Raw genomic sequence first — 24,598 nt, forward strand, 5'->3', positions numbered from 1 at the left:
TGGGCGTTATAGGCAGGAAACATTCGCCACGTTCCTTCGCCGACGGTTCTTTTTGAGCCCGCCTCGTTCAACCAATCATAGCCCCAACATGACAAGCAATGCGCCAACCCAGCGGGATACCCGCATCGATGTCTTCCGCGCGCTGGCGCTGCTGACGATATTCGTCAATCATGTGCCGGGGACGATCTTCGAGTATTTTACGCACAAGAATTTCGGCTTTTCCGATTCGGCCGAAGCCTTCGTGCTGATTTCAGGGATTGCCGTTGGGCTCGCCTATGGACTGAAGTTCCAGCCGGGGAACCGGTTGCTCATCACCCTGAAAGCCTGGCGGCGCGCCGGCGTTCTCTATGTCACCCACATCATGACCACGGTGGTGACGCTGGCGGTCTTCTCGGCGGCTGCATTGCATTTCTCGCGGCCCGATCTTTTGAAGCTGATCAACATCCAGATGATCATCGAGGACACGCCGGAAGCGCTGCTCGGCATTGCCACGCTCGGCCATCAGATCGGCTACAACAACATTCTTTCCATGTACGCCGTCGTACTTCTGATGATGCCGCTTTTCCTGTGGATCGGCACCTTCAGCCTGCGCCTGATGCTTGCTGCGTCCGCGCTTCTCTGGCTCATCGCCGGCATTTTCCAGATCGCCCCTTCGAACTTTCCCGGCGACGGCTTCTGGTTCCTGAACCCGCTCTCCTGGCAGTTTCTGTTCGTCATCGGGATCGCCGGCATGCTGCACGTCAAGCGCGGCGGCGAAATCCGCTTCAACTGTATGATGGCGAGCGCGGCCGTCGGGTATCTGGTCGGCGCGCTGATTTGGGTGCGGCTGCCGCTGTGGGGCATCGAGACCGCCTCCGGCCTGCCTACCGTGCTGACCGGCTTCGACAAGACATTCCTGTCGGCGTCGCGGCTCATGCACATTCTGGCGATCGCCTATCTGATTGTGGCGATCCCGACGCTTTCCAACCTGGCGAGGACTGGCCCCGGCCATCCGTTCGCGGTTCTCGGCAAGCATTCGCTGCCGGTCTTCATCGCCGGAACGATCCTCGCCATGATCGCGCAGGTCATGAAGGTCGTCAGTCCGGGCGGGCTCCCCTACGACACGATCCTGATCTCTACGGGCATCGCGCTGCAGTTCGGCTTCGCCTATTATCTCGAATGGTTGCCGCGGATCGGTTGGAGCGGCAAGAAGCTGCAACCTGTCGCTGCCTTGCCGTCCGCTGCGGCCCTCAGGCCGGCGTCATAGAACGGCAGAATAGCTGACAGGCGGAAAGCCGCATTTGCTAGGGTTGGCGACTTTCAGCCTGGCGCAAATGAAACCGCTGGCGCAGCACGACCGATTTGCGTATCACTCCGCCGCAAACGGAACCGCGCCGATGTTCGAAGACCTCCAGCCTGCCCCAGCCGACAAGATCCTTGCCTTGATCGGCCTCTATCGCGCCGATCCCCGCCCCGACAAGGTCGACCTCGGCGTCGGCGTCTATAAGGATCGCGATGGCAAGACGCCGGTGATGCGTGCCGTGCGCGAAGCCGAAAAGCGATTGCTGCAGAGCCAGGATACCAAGACCTATCTCGGCCTTGCCGGCGATGCCGGCTTCAACACCGCGATGGCGAGGCTGGTCTTTGGCCCCGCGGCCGACCTGACGCGCATCCGTGCGGCGCAGGCGCCGGGCGGCTCAGGCGCGCTGCGGCTGGCGGCCGAACTGCTCAAGAGGACGCGATCCGACGCGACGATCTGGCTGTCGGACCCGACATGGCCGAACCACATGCCGGTGATGCGCGCCGCCGGCCTGCAGATACGCGAATATCCCTATTTCGACGCCGCCTGGGGTACGGTTCGCTTCGCGGACATGATGAGCGCGCTGGCGACCGCCAAGAGCGGCGACGTGGTGCTGCTGCATGGCTGTTGCCACAATCCGACAGGCGCCAATCTGGACGAAGCGCAGTGGGCTGAAATAGCCGACCTTGTCGTCGAGCGCGGCCTGCTGCCTTTTGTCGACATTGCCTATCAGGGTTTTGGCGAAGGCCTCGACGCCGATGCCGCCGGGTTGCGCCTCCTGGCCGAAAAAGTTCCGGAAATGGTCGTCGCCTCGAGCTGCTCGAAAAACTTTGCCGTCTATCGCGACCGCGTCGGCGCGGCGATGATCCTGGCAAAAGACAGCGCGCAAGCGGAGGTGGCGATGGGCCAGATGCTGTCGGCGGCGCGCGCCATGTACTCGATGCCGCCAGACCACGGCGCGGCCGCGGTGCGCATCGTGCTTGAAGACACCACGCTGCGCGCCGACTGGGAAGCAGAGCTCGAGGAGATGCGCCTGCGCATGCTGCGGCTTCGGGTGCAGTTCGCCGAGGCGCTGCGGCGGCAGTCCAATTCCGACCGCTTCGATTTCGTCGCCAGTCATCGCGGCATGTTTTCCCGGCTTGGGCTGTCCGAGGCGCAGGTCGAGCGGCTGCGCGCCGAGCACGGCGTCTATATGGTCGGCGACAGCCGCATCAACGTCGCCGGCCTGCCGGAAGACGGGATGGACGCGCTTGCCAAGGCAATCGTCTCCGTACTCGATTGAGGCGCTGCGCAACGCTGTGGACAATCGCCTCTCCCCGTCCGACGGCGTTGGCTACGCGGCCGGACGCAGGCTAGCATCCGGCCGATGAAACCCTCGAAAGATATTTCCCGGCTGATCGAGATCATGGCGGCGCTGCGGGCGCCGGAAACCGGCTGTCCGTGGGACATCGAGCAGGATTTTTCGACCATCGCGCCTTACACGATCGAGGAAGCCTACGAGGTGGCGGACACCATCGCGCGCGGCGACCTGGATGATCTGCGCGACGAGCTCGGCGATCTGCTGCTGCAGGTCGTCTACCATGCGCAGATGGCCGAGGAAGCCGGTGAATTCGCCTTTGGCGACGTGGTCCAGGCCATCACCACAAAAATGATCCGCCGCCATCCGCATGTCTTCGGCGACGAGAAGGCGCGCAGTGCCGGCATGGCCAAGGGCATGTGGGAGAAGATCAAGGCCGAGGAAAAGGCGGAAAAGCGAAACGCCCGCCTCGCCCGCGGGCACGATCCGGAGGATCATGGCAAGGGTTTTCTGGACGGCATCCCGGTCGCCCTGCCCGCTTTGACCCGGGCGCTCAAGCTGCAGGAAAAAGCGGCTCGCGTCGGCTTCGACTGGAGCGAGGCCACGTCGATCCTCGACAAGATCGAGGAAGAGATCGGCGAGTTGCGCGAGGCCCTTTCAAAGGGCGATACGGCTTCGATCAAGGACGAGTTCGGCGACATGCTGTTTGCCATCGTCAATCTCGGACGTCATCTCAAGGTCGATTCCGAAGCGGCGCTCAGCGGCACCAACGAGAAATTCCGGTCGCGGTTCCACCATGTCGAGCAAGCGCTGGAAGCGTCCGGAAACACGCTGGAAAAGGCGACGCTGGACGAGATGGAGATGCTCTGGCAGCAAGCCAAGAGCGCGAAATAACCGCGATTACCCGTTGTTTTTACGGTTCAATCGACTTTCGACCTCGTCGCGCGCGCTTTGCGTCGCCTTGAGCGAGACGGTCAAGCTGCCGTCCTCGTTGTCGGTGCGCGAGACGATGTCGCCATTGCGGTAGAGCCAGTCGACGAGCCCGAGCTGGTCAGGCTTGAGCGTGACGGTCAGCGTTTGCAGTTCGCCTGAAACTCTTGCCTCAATGATCGCCTTCAGCACATCGATGCCCTCGCCGGTGGCGGCCGATATGGCAATCGGCGGTGCCTTCTTGCCGTCGATGCCGTCGGCGAGCAACCGCGCCCGGTTGCCTTCATCGAGCCGGTCGATCTTGTTCCACACTTCGATGACGCGCTTGGTGTCGCCGGCATCGACGCCGAGATCGGCGAGGATGCGCTCGACATCCTCGGCCTGGGCTGCCGTGTCAGGGTCCGAAATATCGCGCAGATGGATGACGAGATCGGCCTCGACCACTTCTTCCAGCGTGGCCCGGAAGGCCGCGATCAGATGCGTCGGCAGGTCCGAAATGAAGCCGACCGTGTCCGAAAGGATGACCGGCGTGCCGTGCGGCAGTCGCACCCGACGCAGTGTCGGATCGAGCGTGGCAAACAGCATGTCCTCGGCCAGCACCCCTGCTCCGGTCAGCCTGTTGAACAGCGTCGACTTGCCAGCGTTGGTATAGCCGACGATCGCCACCACCGGAAAAGGCACCTTCTTGCGCTTGGCGCGGTGCAGATCGCGGGTGCGCCGCACGGTTTCCAGCTCGTGCTTCAGCTTGTTGATCTTGTCCTGCAGGACACGGCGGTCCGATTCGATCTGCGTTTCGCCAGGGCCGCCGAGGAAACCGGCACCGCCGCGCTGGCGCTCGAGGTGGGTCCAGCTTCGCACGAGCCGGCCCTTCTGATAGTTGAGGTGCGCAAGATCGACCTGCAGCGTGCCTTCCTTGGTGCGTGCGCGCTCGCCGAAAATCTCGAGGATCAGCCCGGTGCGATCCAGTACCTTGGCGTTCAACTCCTTCTCGAGATTGCGCTGCTGCACCGGCGTCAGGGGATGATCGACGATGACCAGTTCGGCATGGCCCTCTTTGACGATCTCGGCGAACTCCGCAACCTTGCCGCTGCCGAGCAAGGTCGCAGGGCGCGGATCATTGACCGTCACCACCGCGGTATGGATCGGGTCGAGGTCAATGGCTTGTGCAAGGCCAACCGCCTCGTCGTGGCGGGCCTCGGCGGAACGCGTCAGGCGCGGACGATTCGTATCTTCGTCGCCGCGCGGCTGGCGGGTAAGCACGGGTATGATGACCACGGCCCGGGTCGGGCCTTCGGCTTCCACCCCCGGCTGATATGCTGGTTTTCCGCGAACGCTACGGTCCGCGTCTTTGTTACGTGCCAATCAGGCGCCCTGGCTTTCCTCACCATCGAACATCTGAACCGGCTGGCTCGGCATGATCGTGGAAATGGCGTGCTTGTAGACGAGCTGGGAATGGCCGTCGCGACGCAGCAGAACACAGAAATTGTCGAACGAAGTGACCACGCCGGTCAGCTTCACGCCATTGATGAGAAAGATGGTGAGTGGGTTTTTGCTTTTGCGAACTGAATTCAGGAACAGGTCCTGAAGATTTTGCGATCGTTCCGCCATTGTTCTTGTCTTTCGCCGATCCCCTTCGGTTTGCAGGCCAATGCGCCAAATTACCCGGCACGTGTCAAGCGCGCAAACACCATCTTGCCGTCAATAACGACAAGCAGAACGAGATATATTGATGTTCATTCCACCTGTGCGGTTATCAGGCTGGACTTTTTTCCGCAACGTCAAAAAAGGCTTGCCGCAAGGAAAGTGTTATCGATCCCGGATGGCCGTTGGCGACGGGAGCACCGTCGATCGCCACGACCGGCATGGCGATCGTGGTCGCGGAGCTGATGAAAACCTCGCGCGCGGCCTTGGCCTCGGCGACCGAAAAGCCTCGCTCCTCGATCTTCAGGCCGAGCTTGGCGGCCACTTCGAACAGCGTGGTGCGGGTGATGCCGCGCAGTATGCCGTGCTCGGCCGGACGCGTCACCAGCACGCCATCCCTGGTGATGATCCAGGCGTTCGACGATCCACCTTCCTTGACGGTGCCGTCGGCATCGATGAACCAGGCTTCCTGGGCGCCGGCCTCCTTGGCCTTCTGCTTGGCGAGGACATTCGGCAGCAGCCCGACGGACTTGATATCGACCCGGTCCCAACGATTCTCCGGCACGGTGAGAACCTTGATCCCGCCTTCGGCCCTCTTCGCGGCAGCAGCGGGGTCGGCTTTCCTGGCGGTCACCACCAGCGACGGCTTCGTGCCCGCCGGAAAAACAAAGTCGCGGCTGGCGACGCCGCGCGTCACCTGAAGGTAGACCAGGCCATCGGTGACATGGTTGCGGCGGACCACCTCGCGCAGGATGATCGGCAACACGCCACGAGTGACCGGCCAGTCGATCGACAATTCGGTCAGCGATCGGTTCAGCCGCCCGAGATGGCGAGGCATATCGACGATGAAGCCGCGCGCCACCTCGCAGACCTCGTAGACGCCATCGGCGAACTGATAGCCACGGTCCTCGATATGCACGAAAGCGTCGGCGTGAGCGACATAGCGCCCGTTCACATAGGCAATGCGCGGCATGGTCACCCCTGGAGAAGTCAGCGTATGACCCCAAAAGTCGGAATCGATTTTCGGAAAGGACCATGCGCAAAAATAACAATGCTACAGCGTCCTTTGCGCGTCCCAAAAGACACGCGACGCTGTAGCGCTTTCTTATGCGATTCCGCCGCCGCCGTAACCGAAAATTGCGTGGGCCACGATTGGTTCGGCTGTCAGACGCCCAGCGACTTCAGCTTGCGGTGAAGCGCCGAGCGCTCCATGCCGATGAACTCGGCTGTCTTCGAGATGTTGCCGCCAAAACGGTTGATCTGGGCGATCAGATAGTCCTTCTCGAACTGTTCGCGCGCCTCACGCAACGGCAGCGCCATGATGTGCTGGTCGGATTGGTTTGGCGTGCGCGGCATGACATCGCCGATCTCGGCAGGCAAGAGGTCGGCGGTGATCGGCGCATCGGCATCGTCGCCGCGCGCCAGGATCATCAGTCGCTCGACATTGTTGCGCAACTGGCGGACATTGCCCGGCCAGTTGTGCGCCTGCAGCACCGCCAGCGCGTCGTCGCCGATGCGCCGCGGCCGGATGCCGGCCTGGCGGGAGATCTGCTTCATGAAATTGTCGACCAGATAGGGAATATCCTCCCGCCGCTCCGCCAGTCCCGGCACCATGACCGGAACCACTGCCAGGCGGTGATAGAGATCCTCCCGGAATCGGCCGTCGGCGATCATGGCCTCCAGGTTCTGCGAGGTCGACGATATGATGCGAACATCGACCTTGACCCGCTTGGTGCCCCCTACCCGGTCGAACTGCTGTTCGACCAGCACGCGCAGGATCTTGTTTTGCGTTTCGCGCGGCATGTCGGCCACTTCGTCAATGTAGAGAATGCCGCGATGGGCTTCCTCAAGCGCACCGACCTTGCGTTCGACACCGTTTGATTCGGTGCCGAACAGCTCGACCTCCATACGTTCGGGCGTGATGTTGGCAGCACTCAGCGTGACGAACGGCGCGTTCTTGCGCGCCGACAGCGTGTGGATGGCGCGTGCCGCGAGCTCCTTGCCCGACCCGGACGGGCCGATGATCATGACGCGGCTGTTAGTCGGCGCGACACGCTCGATGGTCTGGCGCAACTGGCTCATCGCCGACGACATGCCGATCAGGTCGAAGGTTTCGCCACTGCGCAGCTTGAGGTCCGAAACCTCGCGTTTCAGTTTCGAGGTTTCAATCGCGCGCTCGGCGATGAGGATCAGCCTGTCGGCCTTGAACGGCTTCTCGATGAAGTCGTAGGCACCCCGGCGGATGGCCGAGACCGCCGTTTCGATGTTGCCATGCCCCGAGATCATCACCACGGGCAGGTTCGGGTGCATCGTCTTGATCTCGTCCAGCAGCGCCAGTCCGTCCAGACGTGAGCCTTGCAGCCAGATATCGAGGAAAATCAGCCTCGGCGCCCGGTCGGCGATCGCCGCCAGGGCGCTGTCGGCATCGAATGCCGTGCGGGTTTCGTGACCTTCGTCGCTCAGAATACCGGCGACTAGTTCGCGGATGTCTTCCTCGTCATCGACGATGAGAATGTCAGACGCCATTACCGACCTTTTCAGTTTCTCTTTCGTGTTCCGTCCTGTCTTCGGCGCGCGGCGGCACAGTGGCGGCAAGCGGCAGGATGATGCTGATCATCGCGCCTCGCCCGCCGTGGAAATCCGCCGGCGCATCATGCAGTTCGAGCCGGCCGCCATGGTCCTCCACTATCTTCTTGACGATAGCGAGGCCAAGCCCCGTGCCCTTCTCGCGTGTCGTCATATAAGGCTCGAGCAGTCGCTGACGATTCTCGCGCGGCAAGCCCTTGCCATTGTCGATGACGTCGATGCGAATCGCGCCATTCTGCCGTCCGGCTTGAATCCGGATTATGCCGTGCGAGCGATCCTTTTGATCAAGTCCGTCGATCGCCTCGGCTGCGTTCTTGATAACGTTGCCGAAAGCCTGCGCCATCAGGCGGCTGTCGAACGTGCCTTTGAGCGGCTCGTTGCCGAATACGCGCTCGAAGGTGATATCAGCGCGACTCACTTCGACGAGGAACGAGGCTTCACGTAACGATTCGCGCAAATCGAGGGCCTTCATTTCGGGCTTGGGCATGCGTGCGAAAGCGGAGAACTCGTCGACCATGCGGCCGATGTCCTCCACTTGCCTGATGATCGTGTCGGTGCATTGATCGAAAACCTCGCGGTCTTCGGTGATGACCTTGCCGTAGCGGCGCTTGATGCGCTCGGCGGAAAGCTGGATCGGCGTCAGCGGGTTCTTGATCTCGTGGGCGATACGCCGCGCCACATCCGCCCAGGCCGAGGAGCGCTGCGCCTGGACCAGATCGGTAATGTCGTCGACCGTCACGACATAGGATTTCTCCTCCGAACCGTCGTCGCCGGCTTCGACCGTGATCTGCACGTTGAAGGTCCGCTCCGTGCCAGCGCGATAGAAGGTCACCTGCTCGCGATAGACAGGCTTGCCCGACTTGCGACCGATCTCGAAGACACGACCGACATGCGGCAGCAGGGCGGAGAGATTCTGCCCGAGTGCGGCCGTGGCCGAGATGGCCAGCATCGTTTCGGCCGACCGGTTGACGATGGTGACGATACCATAGGGATCGACGCCAATGACGCCAGCGGTGACGCCGGCAAGCACGGCTTCAGAAAAGCGCCGCCGTTCGTCGATCAAATCCTTGGCGGACAGGATCTCGTTACGCTGAGACTTCAGTTCCAGCAGCATCTTGTTGAAGGTGTTGCCGAGCGAGGCGACGTCGCCGTCGGAAGGCCGAACGGGCACGGCAACGTCGAGATTGCCGGTCGCGACCTCGTCGGCCGCGCCGATCAGCTGGCGGATAGGCCGCACCAGGCGGTCGGCGACGGCAATGCCGGTCCAGATGGCGGACAGAATGATGATCAGCGTCAGCGACAGATAAGGAAGTGCAAAGGCCACCTGCGAGGTGCGGCGATTGCTTTCCAGGCCGCGATACTCGTCGGTGTTGGCTCTGACAATCTGCCGCGCCTTGATCACCTCGGGATCGACGAGGCGGATGGTGTAGAGATAGAGCCCTTCGATCTCGCGCAGCTTGACGATGGCCCCCATGATGTTGCGCGTCTTCGGCTCGATCAGCACAGGCCTGCCGTCGGCGGCGCTGCTCATGGCGCCTTCCGGCGGCTCCGGCATGGCAAAATCGGCATCGGTCTTGGCGCTCATGACGAACGAACCGTCAGGCTTGACCAGTGCGGCATGGGCCAGCGAGCGCCCCACCGCCTCCTTGTTCATCAGATCGAGGAAGCCGGTTCTATCAAGGCCGTAAAGCGTGCGGGAGGCGTCGAGATCGTAGGCCATCGACAGGGTCGTTCCCTGGAGATTGCGCGCGTTCTCCTGCACATAGGCATCGGCAATCGACAGCGACGAATTGACGATCGTCTTGGTGCGGATCTCGAACCAACGATCGAGGCCGATGTCGAGCGTGATCGAGGCGATGATCGCCACCATGATGGCGGGAATCGCGGCGACCAGCGCGAACATCGCGACGATCCGCACATGCAGCCGCGACGCCGCCTTGCCGCGCCGGCGCGCCATCACGATACGATGCACTTCGCGGCCGACCAGCGCGATCAGGAAAAGGATGAACGCCGCGTTGAGGGCGATAAGCGCCAGCGTCGTCCTTTCGTCCGGCGTGATCGGCGTGGCGCCGACGAGAATGGCGAAGGAGATCGCCGCCGTAACCAGCGCACCGACAACTGCCACGACGCCGGGCAGCGCAAGCAGCCGACGCCCGTCCCTTGTACGGGGTTCGCTGAAAAGCGGGTCGCTCAGTGTCGGTGCCTGTGAAGCCATGTCGCCGTCTAGAGCCAGTGATTGCGTCGGATCTATGCAACGCATTGTGGCGATTATGCAACAAGTGTGGCCTGGACGGAACTCTTTCGGCGATCGATCCCCGGAAAAGGGCTTAGCTTATGCCTGCCTCGACGATTTGTAGACGTTGACGCCGAGTTCGCGGATCTTCTTGCGCAGCGTGTTGCGGTTGAGCCCAAGCAATTCCGCAGCCTTGATCTGGTTGCCGCGGGTTGCCGTCATCGAGGCAAGGACCAGCGGATATTCGACCTCGGAGAGAATGCGTTGATAGAGCCCGGCGGGCGGCAATTCGCCGGCGAACGACGCAAAATAGCGTTGCAGGAAATGTTCCACCGCCTGGCCGATGGACAGATCGTCGGGAATAAGGTTGCCGCCACCGGGAACGACCGGCCTGTCGCCGGTCTTCAGTTCCGCCTCGATGACCTCGGCGGAAATCTCATCCTGCGAATAGAGCGCGGCCAGCCTGCGGATAAGATTTTCGAGCTCGCGCACGTTGCCAGGCCACGGGTAGCGCTTCATCAGCTCGATGCCGCCGGTGGAAATGCGCTTGGTCTGCAGGCCTTCGCTGGCGCCGAGCTTGAAGAAGTGCCGGACGAGATCCGGAACATCCTCGGACCGCTCGCGCAGCGCCGGCAGCCTGAGCGGCACGACATTCAGGCGATAGAACAGATCCTCGCGGAAAAGCCCCTGATTGATCAGCGTGCGCAGATCCTTGTTGGTGGCGGCGACGATGCGCACGTCGGTCTTGATCGGCGTGCGGCCGCCGACAGTGGTGTATTCGCCCTGCTGCAGGACACGCAGCAGCCGCGTCTGCGCTTCCATCGGCATGTCGCCGATCTCGTCGAGGAACAGCGTGCCGCCCTCGGCCTGTTCGAAACGGCCGGTGGAGCGGTTCTGCGCGCCGGTGAAGGCGCCCTTCTCGTGCCCGAACAGCTCCGATTCGATCAGGTCGCGCGGGATCGCCGCCATGTTGATCGCGACAAAGGGGCCGCCACGACGACGGCCGTATTCGTGCAGCGCCCGTGCCACCAGTTCCTTGCCGGTGCCCGATTCGCCTGAAATCATCACCGTCAGATCGGTCTGCATCATGCGCGCCAGCATGCGGTAGATATCCTGCATGGCGGCCGAGCGGCCGACCAGCGGCATCGTTTCCGGTGGCTCGTCGGCCCGCGCATCGGTCTTCGGCCGTCGCGGCTCGGAAAGCGCCCGGTTGACGATGTTGAGAAGCTCGGTCAGGTCGAACGGTTTCGGCAGATATTCGTAGGCGCCGGTTTCGGAAGCGCGAATTGCGGTCATGAACGTGTTCTGGGCGCTCATGACGATGACGGGCAGTTCCGGCCGCGCCTTCTTGATGCGCGGCAGCATGTCGAAGGCATTCTCGTCCGGCATGACCACGTCGGTGATGACGAGATCGCCCTCGCCCGCCGCCACCCAGCGCCACAGCGTCGAAGCGTTGGACGTCACGCGCACCTCATGGCCGACGCGCGAAAGCGCCTGGTTGAGGACCGTGCGGATGGCCGCATCGTCATCGGCGACGAGAATATTACCGCGAACCGTCATTTGCGGTCTCCTTCGCCATCATCGTCTGTGCCGAACGGCGTTTCTTTCCAGGCTGGCATCAGGATGCGGAAGGTGGTTCCGCGCGGCGTCGATTCGCATTCGATGATGCCGCCATGCTCGCCGACGATTTTCGCGACCAGCGCCAGGCCAAGCCCCGACCCATTCGGCTTGGTGGTGATGAAGGGATCGAACAGGATCGGCAGGATATCTTCGGAAACGCCGGAGCCGTTGTCGCGCACGCAGAATTCCAGCGGCAGCGACACCCGGCCCTGCGTTCCCGGAACGGAGACACGAATGCCGGGCCGGAACGCGGTCGTCAGGCTGATCTCGCCTTGCGGATCGCCACCGATGGCCTCGGCCGCATTCTTGACCAGGTTGAGGAACACCTGGATGAGCTGGTCGCGGTTGGCGAAGACCGGAGGCAATGATGGATCATAATCCTCCAATATCTTGATTCTCTTGGCAAAACCGTTCTTGGCAATCGCCTTCACATGGTCCAGTACGACATGGATGTTGACCGGATAACGGTCGATGGGCCGCTCGTCGGAAAACACCTCCATGCGATCAACCAGCGAGACGATACGGTCGGTCTCGTCGGTGATCAGCCGGGTCAGCGCGCGATCCTCGTCGGAAGCCGACAGTTCAAGCAGCTGGGCAGCGCCCCGAATGCCGGACAGCGGGTTCTTGATCTCGTGGGCGAGCATCGCAGCCAGGCCGGTCACCGAACGCGCCGCGCCGCGATGCGTCATCTGCCGGTCGATCTTGTCGGCCATCGATCGTTCCTGGAACATCACGACCACGGAGCCCGGAAATTCCGGCACCGGCGCGACGTAGAGATCGACGACTTTCTCGATGCCAAGGCGTGGCGACGACACATCGACCCGGTATTCGTTGACGGGAGCCCGGCGCTCGCGCACCTGGTCGACAAGCGTCAGCAGCGGGCTGCCGAAGGGAATGAGCTTGGGCAATGTGTTACGGGCGAGCATGGTCGCGCTCGAGCGGAAGAAATCCTCGGCATCCGCATTGGCGAAGGTGATGAACCCTTCCGCATCGACCATGATTACCGGGCGACGGATCGTGTTGAGTACGATGTGAGCGGCGTCCGCCATGTCCATGCTCTGTGCAACGGTGGCATTCATGCTGCGCTCCGCAGGTTCATCGCCTCGGCAGCGCTTGAAAACACCTCGCGCAACGCGGCAATGACGCGGACGGGCTCGAAGGAGGTGAGGATGGCCTTTCGCTGCTCGCCGATAACATCAGCGGCGTGGCGGTCGAGAAACCAGCCAAGATGCTTGCGTGCCTGGCGCACGCCGCTTTCGGTGCCGTAGAGCGTCAGCATGTCCTCGTAGTGGGCAATGACGTAGTCGGCCAGTGCTTGCGGGCTTTCGGGCAGGCCGGGCGTTGCCTCTTTTGCCGCGGCTGCCGCGATGCTGCCTGCCGTCCACGGCGCGCCATAATGCGCGCGGCCGATCATGACCGCGTCGGCGCCCGACTGGTCGAGGATCATTGCTGCCTCCGCCGGCGAGCCGACATCGCCATTGGCGACAACCGGGATCGACACAGCCTGCTTTATGCGTGCGATGGCGCGCCAGTCGGCCTTGCCCTGGTAGAACTGGCAGCGCGTGCGACCATGCACTGTCACCATCTTGACGCCCGCCTGCTCGGCGCGGCGCGCCAGCATCGGCGCGTTGAGCGCGCTTTCGTCCCAGCCGAGTCGCATCTTGACCGTAACCGGCACCTCGACGGCGCCGACCACCGCCTCGATCAACGACAAAGCGTGATCGAGATCGCGCATCAGCGCCGAACCGGCATAACCCCCCGTCACCTTCTTGGCCGGGCAGCCCATGTTGATGTCGATGATGTCGGCGCCCTCGCCCGCGACTATCCGCGCGCCCTCAGCCATATGCGCCGCCTCGCGGCCGGCAAGCTGCACCATGTGAACAGGCAGCCCGGAATGGCGGATGCGCAGGCCGCAACCGGTTCTGCCCCTGGCAAGTTCGCCGCTCGCCACCATTTCCGAGACCACCAATCCGGCGCCATGCGCATAGGCACGCTGCCGGAACGGCTCATCTGATATACCCGACATGGGTGCGAGAAAGACGCGATTGCGGATTCTCACGCCACCCACGTCCAACGTCGAAGTCAATTTAGTCACATCGCGCATGCACAAAAACCAAGCATTCTTAATTGCTGCACATTCTCTAGCCAGATTGGCAGCAATGTGCAACGCGCAATGACGTCACATTAAGGCGCATTTGGGAAAAATGCCGGCGTTCGGCCCATGCCACGCCCAAAGCGCCGTGCGTCCTTTTGGGACGCACAAAGGACGCTTTGGCACCTTGCATCTGCGCATGATCTCTTCCGAAAAGCGATTCCACTTTTCGGGATCATGCGCTAAGCGTCTCGGCATGACAGATGCAAGCGAAAAGCAAGCTTTGGCTGCGGACAGGGTTGCCGTGGTTATCGTCGCCGCCGGACGCGGCGCGCGCGCCGGGCAGGCCGACGGGCCGAAGCAATACCAAAGGATCGGTGGCCGTGCGGTCATCGCGCGCACACTGGACATGTTTTTGGCGCATCCGAGAATCGGTCCTGTCGTCGTCGCCATCCATGCCGATGACAGCGCACTTTTTCGCAGCGCGGCCGGAGGCAACGCTGATCGGGTCGTCGCGGTGACCGGTGGCGCGTCCAGGCAGGACTCAGTTCGGCTCGGGCTGCTTGCGCTAAGAAGCCATGCGCCGGGCCAGGTTCTGATCCATGATGCCGTTCGTCCATTCGTCGACGCGGACTTGATAGACCGTACGATCGCCGCCATCAGCGAGCGCCAGGGAGCGCTGCCAGCGCTCCCCGTCGCCGACACGCTGAAACGCGAGTCGGCGGCCGGCATAATCGGCGAGACGGTTTCCAGAAACGGGCTTCATGCCGCCCAAACGCCGCAAGGCTTTCCGTTTTGGCCGATCCTGGCCGCCCATGAAAAGGCCCATCATCTGGGCAAGGCGGACTTCACCGACGATGCCGCGATTGCCGAATGGGCGCATATTCCGGTGAAGATCGTCCCGGGCTCGCCGGACAATGTCAAGCTGACCTGGGCAAGGGATATTTCGATGGCGGATCAGCGGCTTTCCGGCGAGCGGCCGCGTTTTCCAGACGTCCGCACCGGCAATGGCTATGACGTCCACGCCTTCGAGCCCGGTAATCATGTGACCTTGTGCGGCGTCTCCATCCCGCACGACAAAAAACTGTCCGGCCATTCGGACGCGGATGTCGGCCTGCACGCCCTGACCGACGCGCTGCTCGCCACCTGCGGCGCCGGCGACATCGGCACACATTTCCCACCGTCGGATCCGCAGTGGAAAGGCGTGGCCTCGCGGATCTTCGTCGAGCATGCGGCCAAGCTGGTGCGCGCGCGCGGCGGGCGCATCGCCAATGCCGACATCACGCTGATCTGCGAGGCGCCACGCGTCGGCCCGCATCGCGAAGCAATGACCGAAACCCTTTCGGCGGTGCTGGGAATTTCCCGGGACCGCATCTCGATCAAGGCGACAACGAATGAAAAACTCGGCTTTGTCGGCCGAGAGGAAGGCATAGCGGCCATCGCGACCGCCAGTGTCGTGTTTCCAGGGGATGTTCCCGAATGAGCAACAGCGCTCTCGCAGGTGCCCTGCTTCAGGCCTGCCAGCAGCGCGACATCATGCTGGCGACGGCCGAGAGCTGCACCGGCGGCATGATCATCGCCGCCCTGACCGATATCGCCGGCTCCTCGGCCGTGGTTGACCGGGGTTTCGTCACCTATTCCAACGAAGCAAAGATGGAGATGCTCGGCGTTTCCGCTGCGGCGCTTGATGCGCACGGCGCGGTCTCGCGGGAAACGGCGATCGAGATGGCGCAGGGCGCCTTGAAACGTTCGCGTGCCGGACTCACCCTTGCAGTCACCGGCGTTGCCGGCCCGAGCGGCGGCTCGACGGAAAAACCCGTCGGCCTGGTCTGGTTCGGTGTCGCCCTGACCGGCCGGCCGGTGGTCAGCGAATGCCAGTTGTTCGCCGACAAGGGCCGCGATTTCATCCGCCGGGAGACGGTCAGGCATGCGCTCGAACTGGGCCTGCGCGCACTCGCTGCGGATCAGGCCGCCGGCGCCGCCCCGTAGATGGCGTCGGCGCGCTTCTCGAACGCCTCGGAGAACATGCGGAAGGCGCGATCGAACATCGTTCCCATCACCGCGCCCAGAATGCGGCTCTTGAATTCGTAATCGATGAAGAAGCAGACGTTGCAACCGCCGTCGGCCGGCTCGAAGCGCCAAACATTGCTCAGATATTTAAACGGTCCGTCGATATATTTGACGTCGATGGCGTTCTCGTCAGGCTTCAAAAACACCTGCGTGGTGAAAGTCTCTCGGATCGCCTTGTAGCCAATGCTCATGTCGGCGATGAGCAGGGTGCGTCCGTCACGTTCCTTGCGCGAACGAACCGTCAGGGCCTCGCAAAGCGGAAGGAATTGCGGATAGGATTCGACATCGGCGACCAGAGCGAACATCTGTTCCGGCGTATGCGCGACGCGGCGATGGGCTTCGAATTGTGGCATGAAACCAGATTGTTAGGCGGATTTCCTGAGGAACGCTTCCCGCGCCGCGCGCAGCCTTGCGAAATCGTCGCCGGCGTGATGCGACGAACGCGTCAGCGGGCTCGACGCCACCAGCAGGAAGCCCTTGGTCTTGCCGATCGTCTCGAAGGACTTGAATTCCTCCGGCGTTACGAAGCGGATCACCGGATGGTGCTTCTTCGACGGCTGCAGATACTGGCCGATGGTCATGAAGTCGACATTGGCCGAGCGCAAATCGTCCATCAACTGCAGGATTTCGTTCCGCTCCTCGCCCAGGCCAACCATGATGCCGGATTTGGTGAAGATCGACGGATCGAGTTCCTTGACCCGCTGCAAGAGCCTGATCGAATGGAAATAGCGGGCACCCGGCCGGACCGTCAGATAGTTCGACGGCACCGTCTCGAGATTGTGGTTGAAAACGTCGGGCTTGGCCGCCACCACGATCTCCAGCGCGCCTTCCTTGCGCAGGAAGTCGGGCGTCAGGATTTCGATCGTCGTCAAAGGCGTTGCCGCCCTTATGGCGCGAATGACGTCGGCAAAGTGCTGAGCCCCACCATCGGCGAGATCGTCGCGGTCGACGGAGGTGATGACGACGTGGGTCAGGCCCATCTGCTTGACGGCGTGCGCGACGCGCGCCGGCTCATCGGGATCGAGCGCGGTCGGTATACCGGTAGCCACGTTGCAGAAGGCGCAGGCGCGCGTGCAGATCTCGCCCATGATCATGAAGGTGGCGTGCTTCTTGTCCCAGCACTCGCCGATATTGGGACAGCCGGCTTCTTCGCACACCGTCACGAGCTTGTGCGACTTCACGATCTCGCGCGTCTCTGCGTAGCCCTTCGATACCGGCGCCCTGACGCGGATCCAGTCCGGCTTGCGCAGCACGTCCTGGTCAGGCTTGTGCGCCTTTTCGGGATGCCGCAGGCGCGGCGCGTTGGCGATCGTGTCGAGAACGGTGACCATCTGAAACCCGGTTCATCTGCGATCGCCTTTGCGGCGTTCGCTTTTCACAAGTCATCTAGGACTTTTCGGCGCAAAGAAAAAGGCCGAGGCGGCGCATGCCGCCACAGGCTTTTTCGCATAGCAAATGCCTACAAGGTTAACGGCGCACCAGGCGTCCTACCCAGATCAGCAGGCAGGCGCCGATGAAGCCGGTGATCAGATAGGCGACCCAGCCGACGCCGAAGACACCGATGTTGAGCGCCTGCAGGATGGCATTCAGCACGATGGCGCCGACGATGCCAAGGATGATGTTCGTCAAGATGCCGGTGTTGCTCTTCATGACCATCTCGGCGAGCCACCCCGCCAGACCGCCGACGATGATGGCTGCTATCCAGCCCACGCCGTTCACGTCCATATGCCCTCTCCTCGTGTGATGAATGCATCCGGAAACGAGTTACCTTGCCGTTGAGTTCCCCAAGGTCTTGCGTGCGATTCTTGTCTTGCGTGTGAGTCTCGCGCGAAAGCCTATCATGCGTTCAGCGCGCGGCCATAGGCGTCGAGCACGCTTTCCTTCATCATCTCCGACAGCGTCGGATGCGGGAAGATCGTGTGCATCAGCTCTTCCTCGGTGGTTTCCAGGTTCATCGCGACGACAAAGCCCTGGATCAGTTCGGTCACCTCGGCGCCGACCATATGCGCGCCGAGCAGCTGGCCGGTCTTCCTGTCGAAGATGGTCTTGATGAAGCCCTGGTCTTCGCCGAGCGCGATGGCCTTGCCGTTGGCGGCGAACTGGAAGCGGCCGACGCGGATGTCCTTGCCCTCGGCTTTTGCTTTCGCTTCGGTCAGCCCGACGGAGGCGACCTGCGGGTTGCAATAGGTGCAGCCCGGAATCTTCAGCTTGTCGGTGGCGTGCACGCCGGGGAAATTGGCGATCTTTTCCACGCACACCACGCCCTCATGCTCGGCCTTGTGGGCAAGCATGGGCGGGCCGGCGACATCGCCGATGGCATAGATGCCGGGCACGTTGGTCTTGCCGTAGCCGTCGACGACGACGCAGCCGCGATCGGTCTTCACGCCGAGCGCTTCGAGGCCGAGATTCTCGATGTTGCCCTGCACGCCGACGGCCGAGATCATCCGGTCGGCGGTGATCTTCTCGACCTTGCCATCCTTCATCTCGACATGCGCGGTAACCGAGTTCGCGCCCTTCTCGACCTTGGTCACCTTGGCTTCGAGGATGATCCTCATGCCTTGCTTCTCAAACTGCTTCTGCGCGAATTTCGAGACCTCGGCATCCTCGACCGGCATGACGGCCGGCAACAGCTCGACGACCGTCACCTCCGCGCCCATGGTGCGGTAGAATGAGGCGAACTCGATGCCGATTGCGCCCGAGCCCATCACCAGCAGCGATTTCGGCATCTCCTTCGGCACCATCGCCTCGAAATAGGTCCAGATCAGTTTGCCGTCGGGCTCGATGCCGGGCAACGCCCGCGGCCTGGCGCCAGTCGCCAGGATGATGTGTTTTGCGGTGTAGGTACCCTCGCCCTTGACGCCCTTGGGCGCCGGCGGCTGCGGCTCCATCGGCTTCTTGGAGGATTTCGAAACAACAACTTCACCGGGCTTGGAGAGCTTGGCTTCGCCCCAGATCACATCGACCTTGTTCTTCTTCATCAGGAAGGCAACGCCGCCATTCAACCGCAGCGAGACCTTTCGCGAGCGGTCGACCACGGCTGATGTGTCGACGCTGACCTTGCCGTCGATTTTCAGCCCGTAGTCCTTTAGATGATCCGAATAATGCATGATCTCGGCCGAACGCAGCAGCGCTTTGGTCGGGATGCAGCCCCAGTTGAGGCAGATGCCGCCGAGATGCTCGCGCTCGACGATCGCCGTCTTGAAGCCGAGCTGGGCCGAACGCACTGCCGCGACGTAGCCGCCGGGGCCAGAGCCGATGATGATGACGTCATAATTCTCAGCCACGGATTTTCTCCCTGATTCCCTAGAGTTCCAGCATGACGCGCACGATTGGCGCCAATGCCTGACCGATTTTCCGTGTGTTCTCCGCATCGAGATGGACACCGTCGAGCGGCGTGGTCTCAGCCACCGTGCCGGCATCGAAGAAGCCGCAGCCGGCTTCGTCGGCAAGGGCGGAATATTGCGCCGCCAATCGCAGCGAGGCGTCATCGCCGCCGGCGAACATTTCCTTGAATTCGGCATTCTCCGTGCGGCTGACAGCGGGCGGTGCGACGATCAGGATCTGCGGCGCCGGCCAATTGAACGGATAGTCGTGACCACGCACGATATCGATCAGGCGCTGGATGCCTTGCTTGGCGGCGACCGGATTGCCGTGGATCCACGGCTTCATGTCGTTGGCGCCGAGCATGATGATGATCAGGTCGATCGGCGCATGCGTCATCAGAACCGTCGGCAGCACTCTCGCGCCGTTGCGGTCGGCACCGGCCAGGTGGTCGTCGAAGGCCGTGGTGCGACCGTTCAGGCCTTCGGCAATAACTTCCACGCCATTGCCCAGCGTTGCCTGCAGCACACTCGGCCAGCGGTCCTTGAGCGGGTGGCGATCCAGACTTGCCGCATCGTAGCCCCAGGTCAGCGAGTCGCCGTAGCAAAGAATTGTCTTCATGCGCTTGCCTCTCCCCCGCCAAAGCCTGTCTGCGAACGTCTTACCTGCCAGCGCACGAACAGCCATCGAATGACAATCGCCACGATGCCGGGAAGGATGAAGGAAAAAAGGCTGGTGACGAATTTCCGCACCGCCTTCTTCCTTTCTAGACCAGCATGCCCATCGGGTTTTCGATCATGCGCTTGAAGGCAACGAGCAGTTCGGCGCCGAGTGCACCGTCGACGGCGCGGTGATCGGTCGACAGCGTCACCGACATGATGGTGGCGATCTTGATCTCGCCGTTCTTGACCACCGCGCGCTCCTCGCCGGCGCCGACCGCCAGTATCGTCGCATGCGGCGGGTTGATGACGGCGGCAAAGTCCTTGATGCCGAACATGCCGAGATTGGACACGGCCGTCGTGCCGCCCTGATACTCTTCCGGCTTCAGCTTGCGGCTGCGGGCACGGCTGGCGAGATCCTTCATCTCGTTGGAGATGACCGACAGCGTCTTTTCGTCGGCACGCCGGATGATCGGCGTGATCAGCCCGCCGGGGATCGATACCGCGACGCCGACATCCGCATGCTTGTGCTTGACCATGGCGCTTTCGGTCCACGACGCATTGGCATCGGGTACCGCCATCAGTGCCATCGCCATCGCCTTGATCACCATGTCGTTGACCGACAGCTTGTAGGCGGGCGCCTCGCCCTTTTCGGTCTTCTTCATGGGTGCAGCCGCATTGATCTGCGTGCGCAGCGCCAGAAGCGCGTCGAGGTCGCAGTCGAGCGTCAGGTAGAAATGCGGAATGGTGGTCGTGGCCTCGACCAGCCGGCGCGCGATGGTCTTGCGCATGTTGTCGTGCGGGACAAGCTCGTAGGAGTCTTCGGCAAACAGTTTCAGCACCTGCTCGTCCGACATCGCCTTTGGTGCGGCCGCCGGAGCACCGGCGGGCGCCGCTCTTGCAGCGGGCGCCTTGGCGCCGCCGCTGGAAATCGCTGCATCCACATCGGCCTTGACGACCCGGCCATGCGGGCCGGTGCCCGCCACCGCCGAGACATCGACACCGGCCTCCCGGGCGATGCGGCGGGCAAGCGGCGAGGCGAAGGTGCGCTCCCCGCTTGCATGGCCGTTGGCGACCGGAGCCGCTTCCGCCTTGGGCGCAGGTGCGGCGGCAGGTTCCTGCTCCGGCGCTTCCGGCTTTGGTGTCTCAGCTTTGGGAGCATCCGCTTTCGGAGCCTCGGCCTTTGCCGGCGCGGCAGCGCCGTCACCGCTCTTGGCGGCAGCTCCTGCATCCTCGCCTTCGGCCGCGAGCACGGCGATCAGCGCGTTGACCTTGACGCCTTCGGTGCCGGCCGGAACGACCAGCTTGGCGACCGTGCCTTCGTCGACGGCTTCGACTTCCATCGTCGCCTTGTCGGTCTCGATCTCGGCGATCACGTCGCCCGGCGAAACCCTGTCGCCTTCCTTGACCAGCCACTTGGAAAGATTGCCCTCTTCCATCGTGGGCGACAGGGCCGGCATGGTGATGTTGATCGGCATTTTTCCTCCTCAGTTCCGCCCGGTTAGCGAACGGTGCTGGATATTGAACTGCTCCGACATTCTGCCTCGATAGCCTTCTTCCAATGCCTGAAGCGTCTCGATTTCAGGGATGTCATCTTTTTCCAGTCTCATCCTGGCTATGTGCATGCCGACATCAGCGAGCACCATGCCCCAGTTGTGAGCGTTTGGTCCAAAGTGGTCTTGCATCGTGATGACCGCGTCCGAACCAATCCAGACGCGGAGTATTTCATCGAATTCGCTATTCTCGACGACTACCGCGGGAACTTCTAGTTCGCGCGACATCTCGTTAACCCCGGTACGTCACGGCTTTCACCGCCTCGACGACCTCGCCGACATTGGGCAATGCCAGTTTTTCGAGGTTAGCCGCATAGGGCATCGGCACGTCCTTGCCGGCAATGGTGATGACCGGCGCGTCGAGGAAATCGAAGGCGCGCTGCGACACCTGGTTGGCGATATGGTCGCCGACCGAGCTCTGCGGAAAGCCTTCCTCGACCACGACCAGCCGATTGGTCTTCCTGACCGAGGCGATGATGGTGTCGAAATCGAGCGGACGGACGGTTCTGAGGTCGACGATCTCGGCATCGATGCCCATGCCGCGCAATTCGGCTTCAGCCTTCACCGCGTAGGTCATGCCGATGCCGAAGGAGACAATCGTCACATCCTTGCCTGACTTGTGGATGCGCGCCTTGCCGATCGGCAGCACGAAATCGTCCATCTTCGGCACGTCGAAGGACTGGCCGTAGAGGATTTCGTTCTCGAGGAAGATGACCGGGTTCGGGTCGCGGATCGCGGCCTTCAGCAGTCCCTTGGCGTCGGTGGCGGTGTAGGGCATCACCACTTTCAGGCCGGGAATGTGGCTGTACCACGCGGCATAGCACTGCGAATGCTGGGCGGCGACGCGGGCAGCCGCGCCGTTCGGCCCGCGAAAGACGATCGGCGCGCCCATCTGCCCGCCGGACATGTAGAGCGTCTTGGCGGCGGAGTTGATGATCTGGTCGATCGCCTGCATGGCGAAGTTGAAGGTCATGAACTCGACGATCGGCTTCAGGCCGGCCATCGCCGCCCCGACGCCGACGCCGGCAAAACCGTGTTCGGTGATCGGCGTGTCGACGACACGACGCGGCCCGAATTCCTGCAGCAGCCCTTGCGTGATCTTGTAGGCGCCCTGGTATTCAGCGACCTCCTCGCCCATGACGAAGACGTCGCCATCGCGGCGCATCTCCTCCGCCATCGCATCGCGCAGCGCTTCGCGCACCGTGGTCGAGACCATTTCCGTACCGGCCGGGATGTCCGGATCGGCGGCGATTTCAGTCCGCGGGGCGGCGGCAACAGGTGCTGCCGCCTCGCTCTTGGCCGGCGCAGCCGCTTCAGCCTTGGCAGGCTCTGTGGTCGCCGTTTCAGCCTTGACTGGTTCTTCGCCGATGCCCTCGCCTGCCTTGTCAATGTCCTCGCCATCGACCGCGAGCACGGCGATCACCGCGTTGACCTTGACACCTTCGGTGCCGGCAGGGACCACGATCTTGGCGAGCGTGCCTTCGTCGACGGCCTCGACTTCCATCGTCGCCTTGTCGGTTTCGATCTCGGCGATGACGTCACCGGCGGCGACCTTGTCACCCTCGTTTTTCAACCATTTGGAAACATTGCCCTCTTCCATCGTCGGCGAGAGAGCGGGCATGAGAATTTCGATCGGCATGTCCTTGCCCTCTCGTTACAGTACGATGTCGGTCCAGAGCTCGGACGGATCCGGCTCCGCGTCGTTCTGGGCAAATTCGGCGGCGTCTGCGACGATGTCGCGAACCTCCTTGTCGATGGTCTTGAGCTCGTCCTCATCCGCCCACTTCTTCTCGAGCAGCCGCGCCTTGACCTGCTCGATCGGGTCTCGCTCGGAGCGCATCTTCTGCACTTCCTCCTTGGAGCGGTACTTTGCCGGATCGGACATCGAGTGCCCGCGATAGCGGTAGGTCTGCATTTCGAGGATCAGCGGCCCCTTGCCGGCGCGGCACCATTCGGTTGCGAGATCGCCGGCGGCCTTGACCGCGCGGACATCCATGCCGTCGACCTGAATGCCCGGGATCTTGAAGGAGGCGCCGCGGTGCGAAAAATCCGTCTCGGCCGACGACCGTGAAACCGAGGTGCCCATGGCGTAGCGGTTGTTCTCGATGATGTAGATCACAGGCAGCTTCCACAGCGAGGCCATGTTGAAGCTCTCATAGACCTGCCCCTGATTGGCGGCGCCGTCGCCGAAATAGGTCAGCGTCACATTGTTGTTGTCACGGTAGCGGTTGGCGAAGGCAAGGCCCGTGCCGAGCGAAACCTGCGCGCCGACAATGCCGTGGCCGCCGTAAAAATGCTTCTCCTTGGAAAACATGTGCATGGAGCCGCCCTTGCCCCTCGACAAGCCGCCGCGGCGCCCGGTCAACTCGGCCATGACGCCGCGCGGCGACAGTTCCATCGCCAGCATATGACCATGGTCGCGGTAGGCGGTGATCATCTGGTCGCCATCGACCAGCGCCATCTTCATGCCGGTGACAACCGCTTCCTGACCGATATAGAGGTGACAGAAGCCGCCAATGAAGCCCATGCCGTAAAGCTGGCCGGCCTTTTCCTCGAAGCGGCGGATAAGCAGCATGCGCCGGTAGGCGTCAAGCTCCTCGTCCTTGGTGAAGTCGACAGGCTTGGGAGCCGAAAGCCCCGCCGATTTACCGTCGGGTCTGGATTTGGATTTGGCAGGCGCTTTTCTGGCGGCGGTGGCCATGCATCACTCCCTGTTGGCGTCTCTTGCGGACACTGAGGGAGATCAGTTCTCCCCACCGATTTGGAGGAGGCTAACACGCGGGAAAGCGTTTCGCCATGCCGAAAAATGCATGGCTGACATGCATCTAAGAGATTAAAATCATTGACAATATTGGCGATTAACTGAAATTCGGTTATCTTGCAGAGGCCGGTAACATGATGGTGATTTCGTCGGCATGGGACATGTTGAGCGCCTTGCGCGCCTGCTCGTCGAGCATGTCTTTCTCCAGCGTGCCTTGATGCAGGAGCTGAACGCGCCGCTCTAGGTCAATCCGGCGCGCCTTGACGGCATCGAGCTTACCTTGCAGATCGACGGTTTCGGCTTCCAAGCGATATTTTGAATAGATGCCGAATTCGCCATGATAGGCGTGAAAGCCGAAATAAGCCAGGAATGCTACGCAGAGCGAGGGAATGATCAGCCGACCGGTATTTCTGTGCTTGTGCTGGCGTGTCCACATGATCCAAATCCCTTAGAGCGCCGTGCGTCCTCTTGGACGCGCAAACGCTCTAACACTCTTCGACCTAGCCTCCTTTCTCGCCCAATTGTGCTTAATGGACGGTTACGCGCGACTGGATTT

23 protein-coding genes are annotated in these 24,598 nt (G+C 62.3%); 5 read left to right on the top strand and 18 right to left on the bottom strand.

Annotated features, from left to right (window positions below):
* The first annotated feature begins 88 nt into the window (after window positions 1-88).
* The 3 genes from IQ26_RS10115 to mazG all read left to right on the top strand — a co-directional run bounded on the left by IQ26_RS10115 (window position 89) and on the right by mazG (window position 3,470).
* Complete coding sequence (locus IQ26_RS10115) at window positions 89-1,246, top strand: OpgC family protein (protein ID WP_145716428.1); 1,158 nt, start codon at window positions 89-91, stop codon at window positions 1,244-1,246.
* Between the two features lie 130 nt (window positions 1,247-1,376).
* Entirely contained in the window at window positions 1,377-2,561 is a 1,185-nt protein-coding gene (locus tag IQ26_RS10120; protein WP_145716430.1) for an amino acid aminotransferase, read from the top strand.
* Between the two features lie 84 nt (window positions 2,562-2,645).
* Complete coding sequence (gene mazG, locus IQ26_RS10125) at window positions 2,646-3,470, top strand: nucleoside triphosphate pyrophosphohydrolase (protein WP_145716432.1); 825 nt, start codon at window positions 2,646-2,648, stop codon at window positions 3,468-3,470.
* Window positions 3,471-3,476: 6 nt separating this feature from the next.
* Here mazG and hflX read toward each other — a convergent pair whose 3' ends face one another.
* The 8 genes from hflX to dusB all read right to left on the bottom strand — a co-directional run bounded on the left by hflX (window position 3,477) and on the right by dusB (window position 13,690).
* A complete protein-coding gene (hflX, locus tag IQ26_RS10130; protein ID WP_145716434.1) occupies window positions 3,477-4,868 on the bottom strand; it encodes a GTPase HflX in 1,392 nt (463 codons plus the stop codon).
* The gene (hfq, locus tag IQ26_RS10135) at window positions 4,869-5,114 is read right to left on the bottom strand and encodes an RNA chaperone Hfq (RefSeq protein ID WP_006202172.1); all 246 of its coding nucleotides are present in this window, start codon (window positions 5,112-5,114) and stop codon (window positions 4,869-4,871) included.
* Between the two features lie 145 nt (window positions 5,115-5,259).
* A complete protein-coding gene (locus IQ26_RS10140) occupies window positions 5,260-6,120 on the bottom strand; it encodes a D-amino-acid transaminase (RefSeq protein WP_145716436.1) in 861 nt (286 codons plus the stop codon).
* 191 nt (window positions 6,121-6,311) lie between these two features.
* A complete protein-coding gene (gene ntrX, locus IQ26_RS10145; RefSeq protein WP_145716438.1) occupies window positions 6,312-7,673 on the bottom strand; it encodes a nitrogen assimilation response regulator NtrX in 1,362 nt (453 codons plus the stop codon).
* Window positions 7,663-9,948 carry a sensor histidine kinase NtrY-like gene (locus IQ26_RS10150; RefSeq protein ID WP_162457914.1) on the bottom strand — a complete coding sequence of 762 codons (2,286 nt, stop codon included), beginning with the start codon at window positions 9,946-9,948 and terminating at the stop codon, window positions 7,663-7,665. The genes ntrX and IQ26_RS10150 overlap by 11 nt, the downstream gene beginning before the upstream one ends.
* Window positions 9,949-10,065: 117 nt before the next feature.
* On the bottom strand, window positions 10,066-11,526 hold the full coding sequence (ntrC, locus tag IQ26_RS10155) for a nitrogen regulation protein NR(I) (RefSeq protein ID WP_145716440.1): 1,461 nt from the start codon (window positions 11,524-11,526) through the stop codon (window positions 10,066-10,068).
* Window positions 11,523-12,665, bottom strand: coding sequence for a two-component system sensor histidine kinase NtrB (locus IQ26_RS10160; RefSeq protein WP_145716442.1), 1,143 nt, complete (start codon window positions 12,663-12,665; stop codon window positions 11,523-11,525). Before IQ26_RS10160 ends, ntrC begins: the two co-directional genes overlap by 4 nt.
* Window positions 12,662-13,690, bottom strand: coding sequence for a tRNA dihydrouridine synthase DusB (gene dusB / locus IQ26_RS10165; RefSeq protein WP_145716444.1), 1,029 nt, complete (start codon window positions 13,688-13,690; stop codon window positions 12,662-12,664). The genes IQ26_RS10160 and dusB overlap by 4 nt, the downstream gene beginning before the upstream one ends.
* 244 nt (window positions 13,691-13,934) lie before the next feature.
* On the opposite strand from dusB, the gene IQ26_RS10170 reads away from it, so the two are divergent.
* Window positions 13,935-15,161 carry a bifunctional 2-C-methyl-D-erythritol 4-phosphate cytidylyltransferase/2-C-methyl-D-erythritol 2,4-cyclodiphosphate synthase gene (locus IQ26_RS10170; RefSeq protein WP_145716446.1) on the top strand — a complete coding sequence of 409 codons (1,227 nt, stop codon included), beginning with the start codon at window positions 13,935-13,937 and terminating at the stop codon, window positions 15,159-15,161.
* Entirely contained in the window at window positions 15,158-15,667 is a 510-nt protein-coding gene (locus IQ26_RS10175) for a CinA family protein (protein ID WP_145716448.1), read from the top strand. The genes IQ26_RS10170 and IQ26_RS10175 overlap by 4 nt, the downstream gene beginning before the upstream one ends.
* Here IQ26_RS10175 and IQ26_RS10180 read toward each other — a convergent pair.
* The 10 genes from IQ26_RS10180 to IQ26_RS10225 form a co-directional block, all read right to left on the bottom strand.
* Window positions 15,643-16,101: a type II toxin-antitoxin system RatA family toxin gene (locus tag IQ26_RS10180; protein ID WP_145716450.1), complete on the bottom strand. Its 459-nt coding sequence runs from the start codon at window positions 16,099-16,101 to the stop codon at window positions 15,643-15,645. The two genes, IQ26_RS10175 and IQ26_RS10180, sit on opposite strands and share 25 nt — an antisense overlap.
* 12 nt (window positions 16,102-16,113) lie before the next feature.
* A complete protein-coding gene (lipA, locus tag IQ26_RS10185; RefSeq protein WP_145716451.1) occupies window positions 16,114-17,079 on the bottom strand; it encodes a lipoyl synthase in 966 nt (321 codons plus the stop codon).
* Window positions 17,080-17,215: 136 nt separating this feature from the next.
* A complete protein-coding gene (locus tag IQ26_RS10190) occupies window positions 17,216-17,473 on the bottom strand; it encodes a GlsB/YeaQ/YmgE family stress response membrane protein (protein ID WP_145716453.1) in 258 nt (85 codons plus the stop codon).
* A 113-nt stretch (window positions 17,474-17,586) separates the two neighbouring features.
* Window positions 17,587-19,032 carry a dihydrolipoyl dehydrogenase gene (gene lpdA, locus IQ26_RS10195; protein ID WP_145716455.1) on the bottom strand — a complete coding sequence of 482 codons (1,446 nt, stop codon included), beginning with the start codon at window positions 19,030-19,032 and terminating at the stop codon, window positions 17,587-17,589.
* Window positions 19,033-19,051: 19 nt separating this feature from the next.
* A complete protein-coding gene (locus IQ26_RS10200; RefSeq protein WP_145716458.1) occupies window positions 19,052-19,690 on the bottom strand; it encodes an SGNH/GDSL hydrolase family protein in 639 nt (212 codons plus the stop codon).
* A 145-nt stretch (window positions 19,691-19,835) separates the two neighbouring features.
* A complete protein-coding gene (locus IQ26_RS10205) occupies window positions 19,836-21,206 on the bottom strand; it encodes a pyruvate dehydrogenase complex dihydrolipoamide acetyltransferase (RefSeq protein WP_145716463.1) in 1,371 nt (456 codons plus the stop codon).
* A 9-nt stretch (window positions 21,207-21,215) separates the two neighbouring features.
* Complete coding sequence (locus IQ26_RS10210; protein ID WP_145716465.1) at window positions 21,216-21,509, bottom strand: DUF5076 domain-containing protein; 294 nt, start codon at window positions 21,507-21,509, stop codon at window positions 21,216-21,218.
* A gap of 4 nt (window positions 21,510-21,513) precedes the next feature.
* The gene (locus IQ26_RS10215; RefSeq protein ID WP_145716468.1) at window positions 21,514-22,920 is read right to left on the bottom strand and encodes a pyruvate dehydrogenase complex E1 component subunit beta; all 1,407 of its coding nucleotides are present in this window, start codon (window positions 22,918-22,920) and stop codon (window positions 21,514-21,516) included.
* Window positions 22,921-22,935: 15 nt separating this feature from the next.
* Window positions 22,936-23,982, bottom strand: coding sequence for a pyruvate dehydrogenase (acetyl-transferring) E1 component subunit alpha (gene pdhA, locus IQ26_RS10220; RefSeq protein ID WP_145716470.1), 1,047 nt, complete (start codon window positions 23,980-23,982; stop codon window positions 22,936-22,938).
* 172 nt (window positions 23,983-24,154) lie between these two features.
* Window positions 24,155-24,478 (bottom strand): FtsB family cell division protein, encoded by a 324-nt coding sequence (locus tag IQ26_RS10225; protein ID WP_145716473.1) that lies wholly within the window; start codon window positions 24,476-24,478, stop codon window positions 24,155-24,157.
* Between the last annotated feature and the right edge of the window lie 120 nt (window positions 24,479-24,598).

Source organism: Mesorhizobium tianshanense (genome assembly GCF_007830515.1).
Classification (GTDB): Bacteria; Pseudomonadota; Alphaproteobacteria; order Rhizobiales; family Rhizobiaceae; genus Mesorhizobium; species Mesorhizobium tianshanense.

Excerpts from the sequence above, each read along its gene's own strand:
- IQ26_RS10200 (WP_145716458.1), bottom strand. The coding sequence starts at position 19,690 with ATGAAGACAATTCTTTGCTACGGCGACTCGCTGACCTGGGGCTACGAT.
- IQ26_RS10180 (WP_145716450.1), bottom strand. The coding sequence starts at position 16,101 with ATGCCACAATTCGAAGCCCATCGCCGCGTCGCGCATACGCCGGAACAG.
- pdhA (WP_145716470.1), bottom strand. The coding sequence starts at position 23,982 with ATGGCCACCGCCGCCAGAAAAGCGCCTGCCAAATCCAAATCCAGACCC.
- IQ26_RS10170 (WP_145716446.1), top strand. The coding sequence starts at position 13,935 with ATGACAGATGCAAGCGAAAAGCAAGCTTTGGCTGCGGACAGGGTTGCC.
- mazG (WP_145716432.1), top strand. The coding sequence starts at position 2,646 with ATGAAACCCTCGAAAGATATTTCCCGGCTGATCGAGATCATGGCGGCG.
- IQ26_RS10225 (WP_145716473.1), bottom strand. The coding sequence starts at position 24,478 with ATGTGGACACGCCAGCACAAGCACAGAAATACCGGTCGGCTGATCATT.
- IQ26_RS10150 (WP_162457914.1), bottom strand. The coding sequence starts at position 9,948 with ATGGCTTCACAGGCACCGACACTGAGCGACCCGCTTTTCAGCGAACCC.
- dusB (WP_145716444.1), bottom strand. The coding sequence starts at position 13,690 with ATGCGCGATGTGACTAAATTGACTTCGACGTTGGACGTGGGTGGCGTG.
- IQ26_RS10120 (WP_145716430.1), top strand. The coding sequence starts at position 1,377 with ATGTTCGAAGACCTCCAGCCTGCCCCAGCCGACAAGATCCTTGCCTTG.
- lipA (WP_145716451.1), bottom strand. The coding sequence starts at position 17,079 with ATGGTCACCGTTCTCGACACGATCGCCAACGCGCCGCGCCTGCGGCAT.
- IQ26_RS10140 (WP_145716436.1), bottom strand. The coding sequence starts at position 6,120 with ATGCCGCGCATTGCCTATGTGAACGGGCGCTATGTCGCTCACGCCGAC.
- hfq (WP_006202172.1), bottom strand. The coding sequence starts at position 5,114 with ATGGCGGAACGATCGCAAAATCTTCAGGACCTGTTCCTGAATTCAGTT.
- IQ26_RS10205 (WP_145716463.1), bottom strand. The coding sequence starts at position 21,206 with ATGCCGATCAACATCACCATGCCGGCCCTGTCGCCCACGATGGAAGAG.
- IQ26_RS10160 (WP_145716442.1), bottom strand. The coding sequence starts at position 12,665 with ATGAATGCCACCGTTGCACAGAGCATGGACATGGCGGACGCCGCTCAC.
- IQ26_RS10175 (WP_145716448.1), top strand. The coding sequence starts at position 15,158 with ATGAGCAACAGCGCTCTCGCAGGTGCCCTGCTTCAGGCCTGCCAGCAG.
- ntrC (WP_145716440.1), bottom strand. The coding sequence starts at position 11,526 with ATGACGGTTCGCGGTAATATTCTCGTCGCCGATGACGATGCGGCCATC.
- IQ26_RS10210 (WP_145716465.1), bottom strand. The coding sequence starts at position 21,509 with ATGTCGCGCGAACTAGAAGTTCCCGCGGTAGTCGTCGAGAATAGCGAA.
- IQ26_RS10115 (WP_145716428.1), top strand. The coding sequence starts at position 89 with ATGACAAGCAATGCGCCAACCCAGCGGGATACCCGCATCGATGTCTTC.
- IQ26_RS10190 (WP_145716453.1), bottom strand. The coding sequence starts at position 17,473 with ATGGACGTGAACGGCGTGGGCTGGATAGCAGCCATCATCGTCGGCGGT.
- ntrX (WP_145716438.1), bottom strand. The coding sequence starts at position 7,673 with ATGGCGTCTGACATTCTCATCGTCGATGACGAGGAAGACATCCGCGAA.
- IQ26_RS10215 (WP_145716468.1), bottom strand. The coding sequence starts at position 22,920 with ATGCCGATCGAAATTCTCATGCCCGCTCTCTCGCCGACGATGGAAGAG.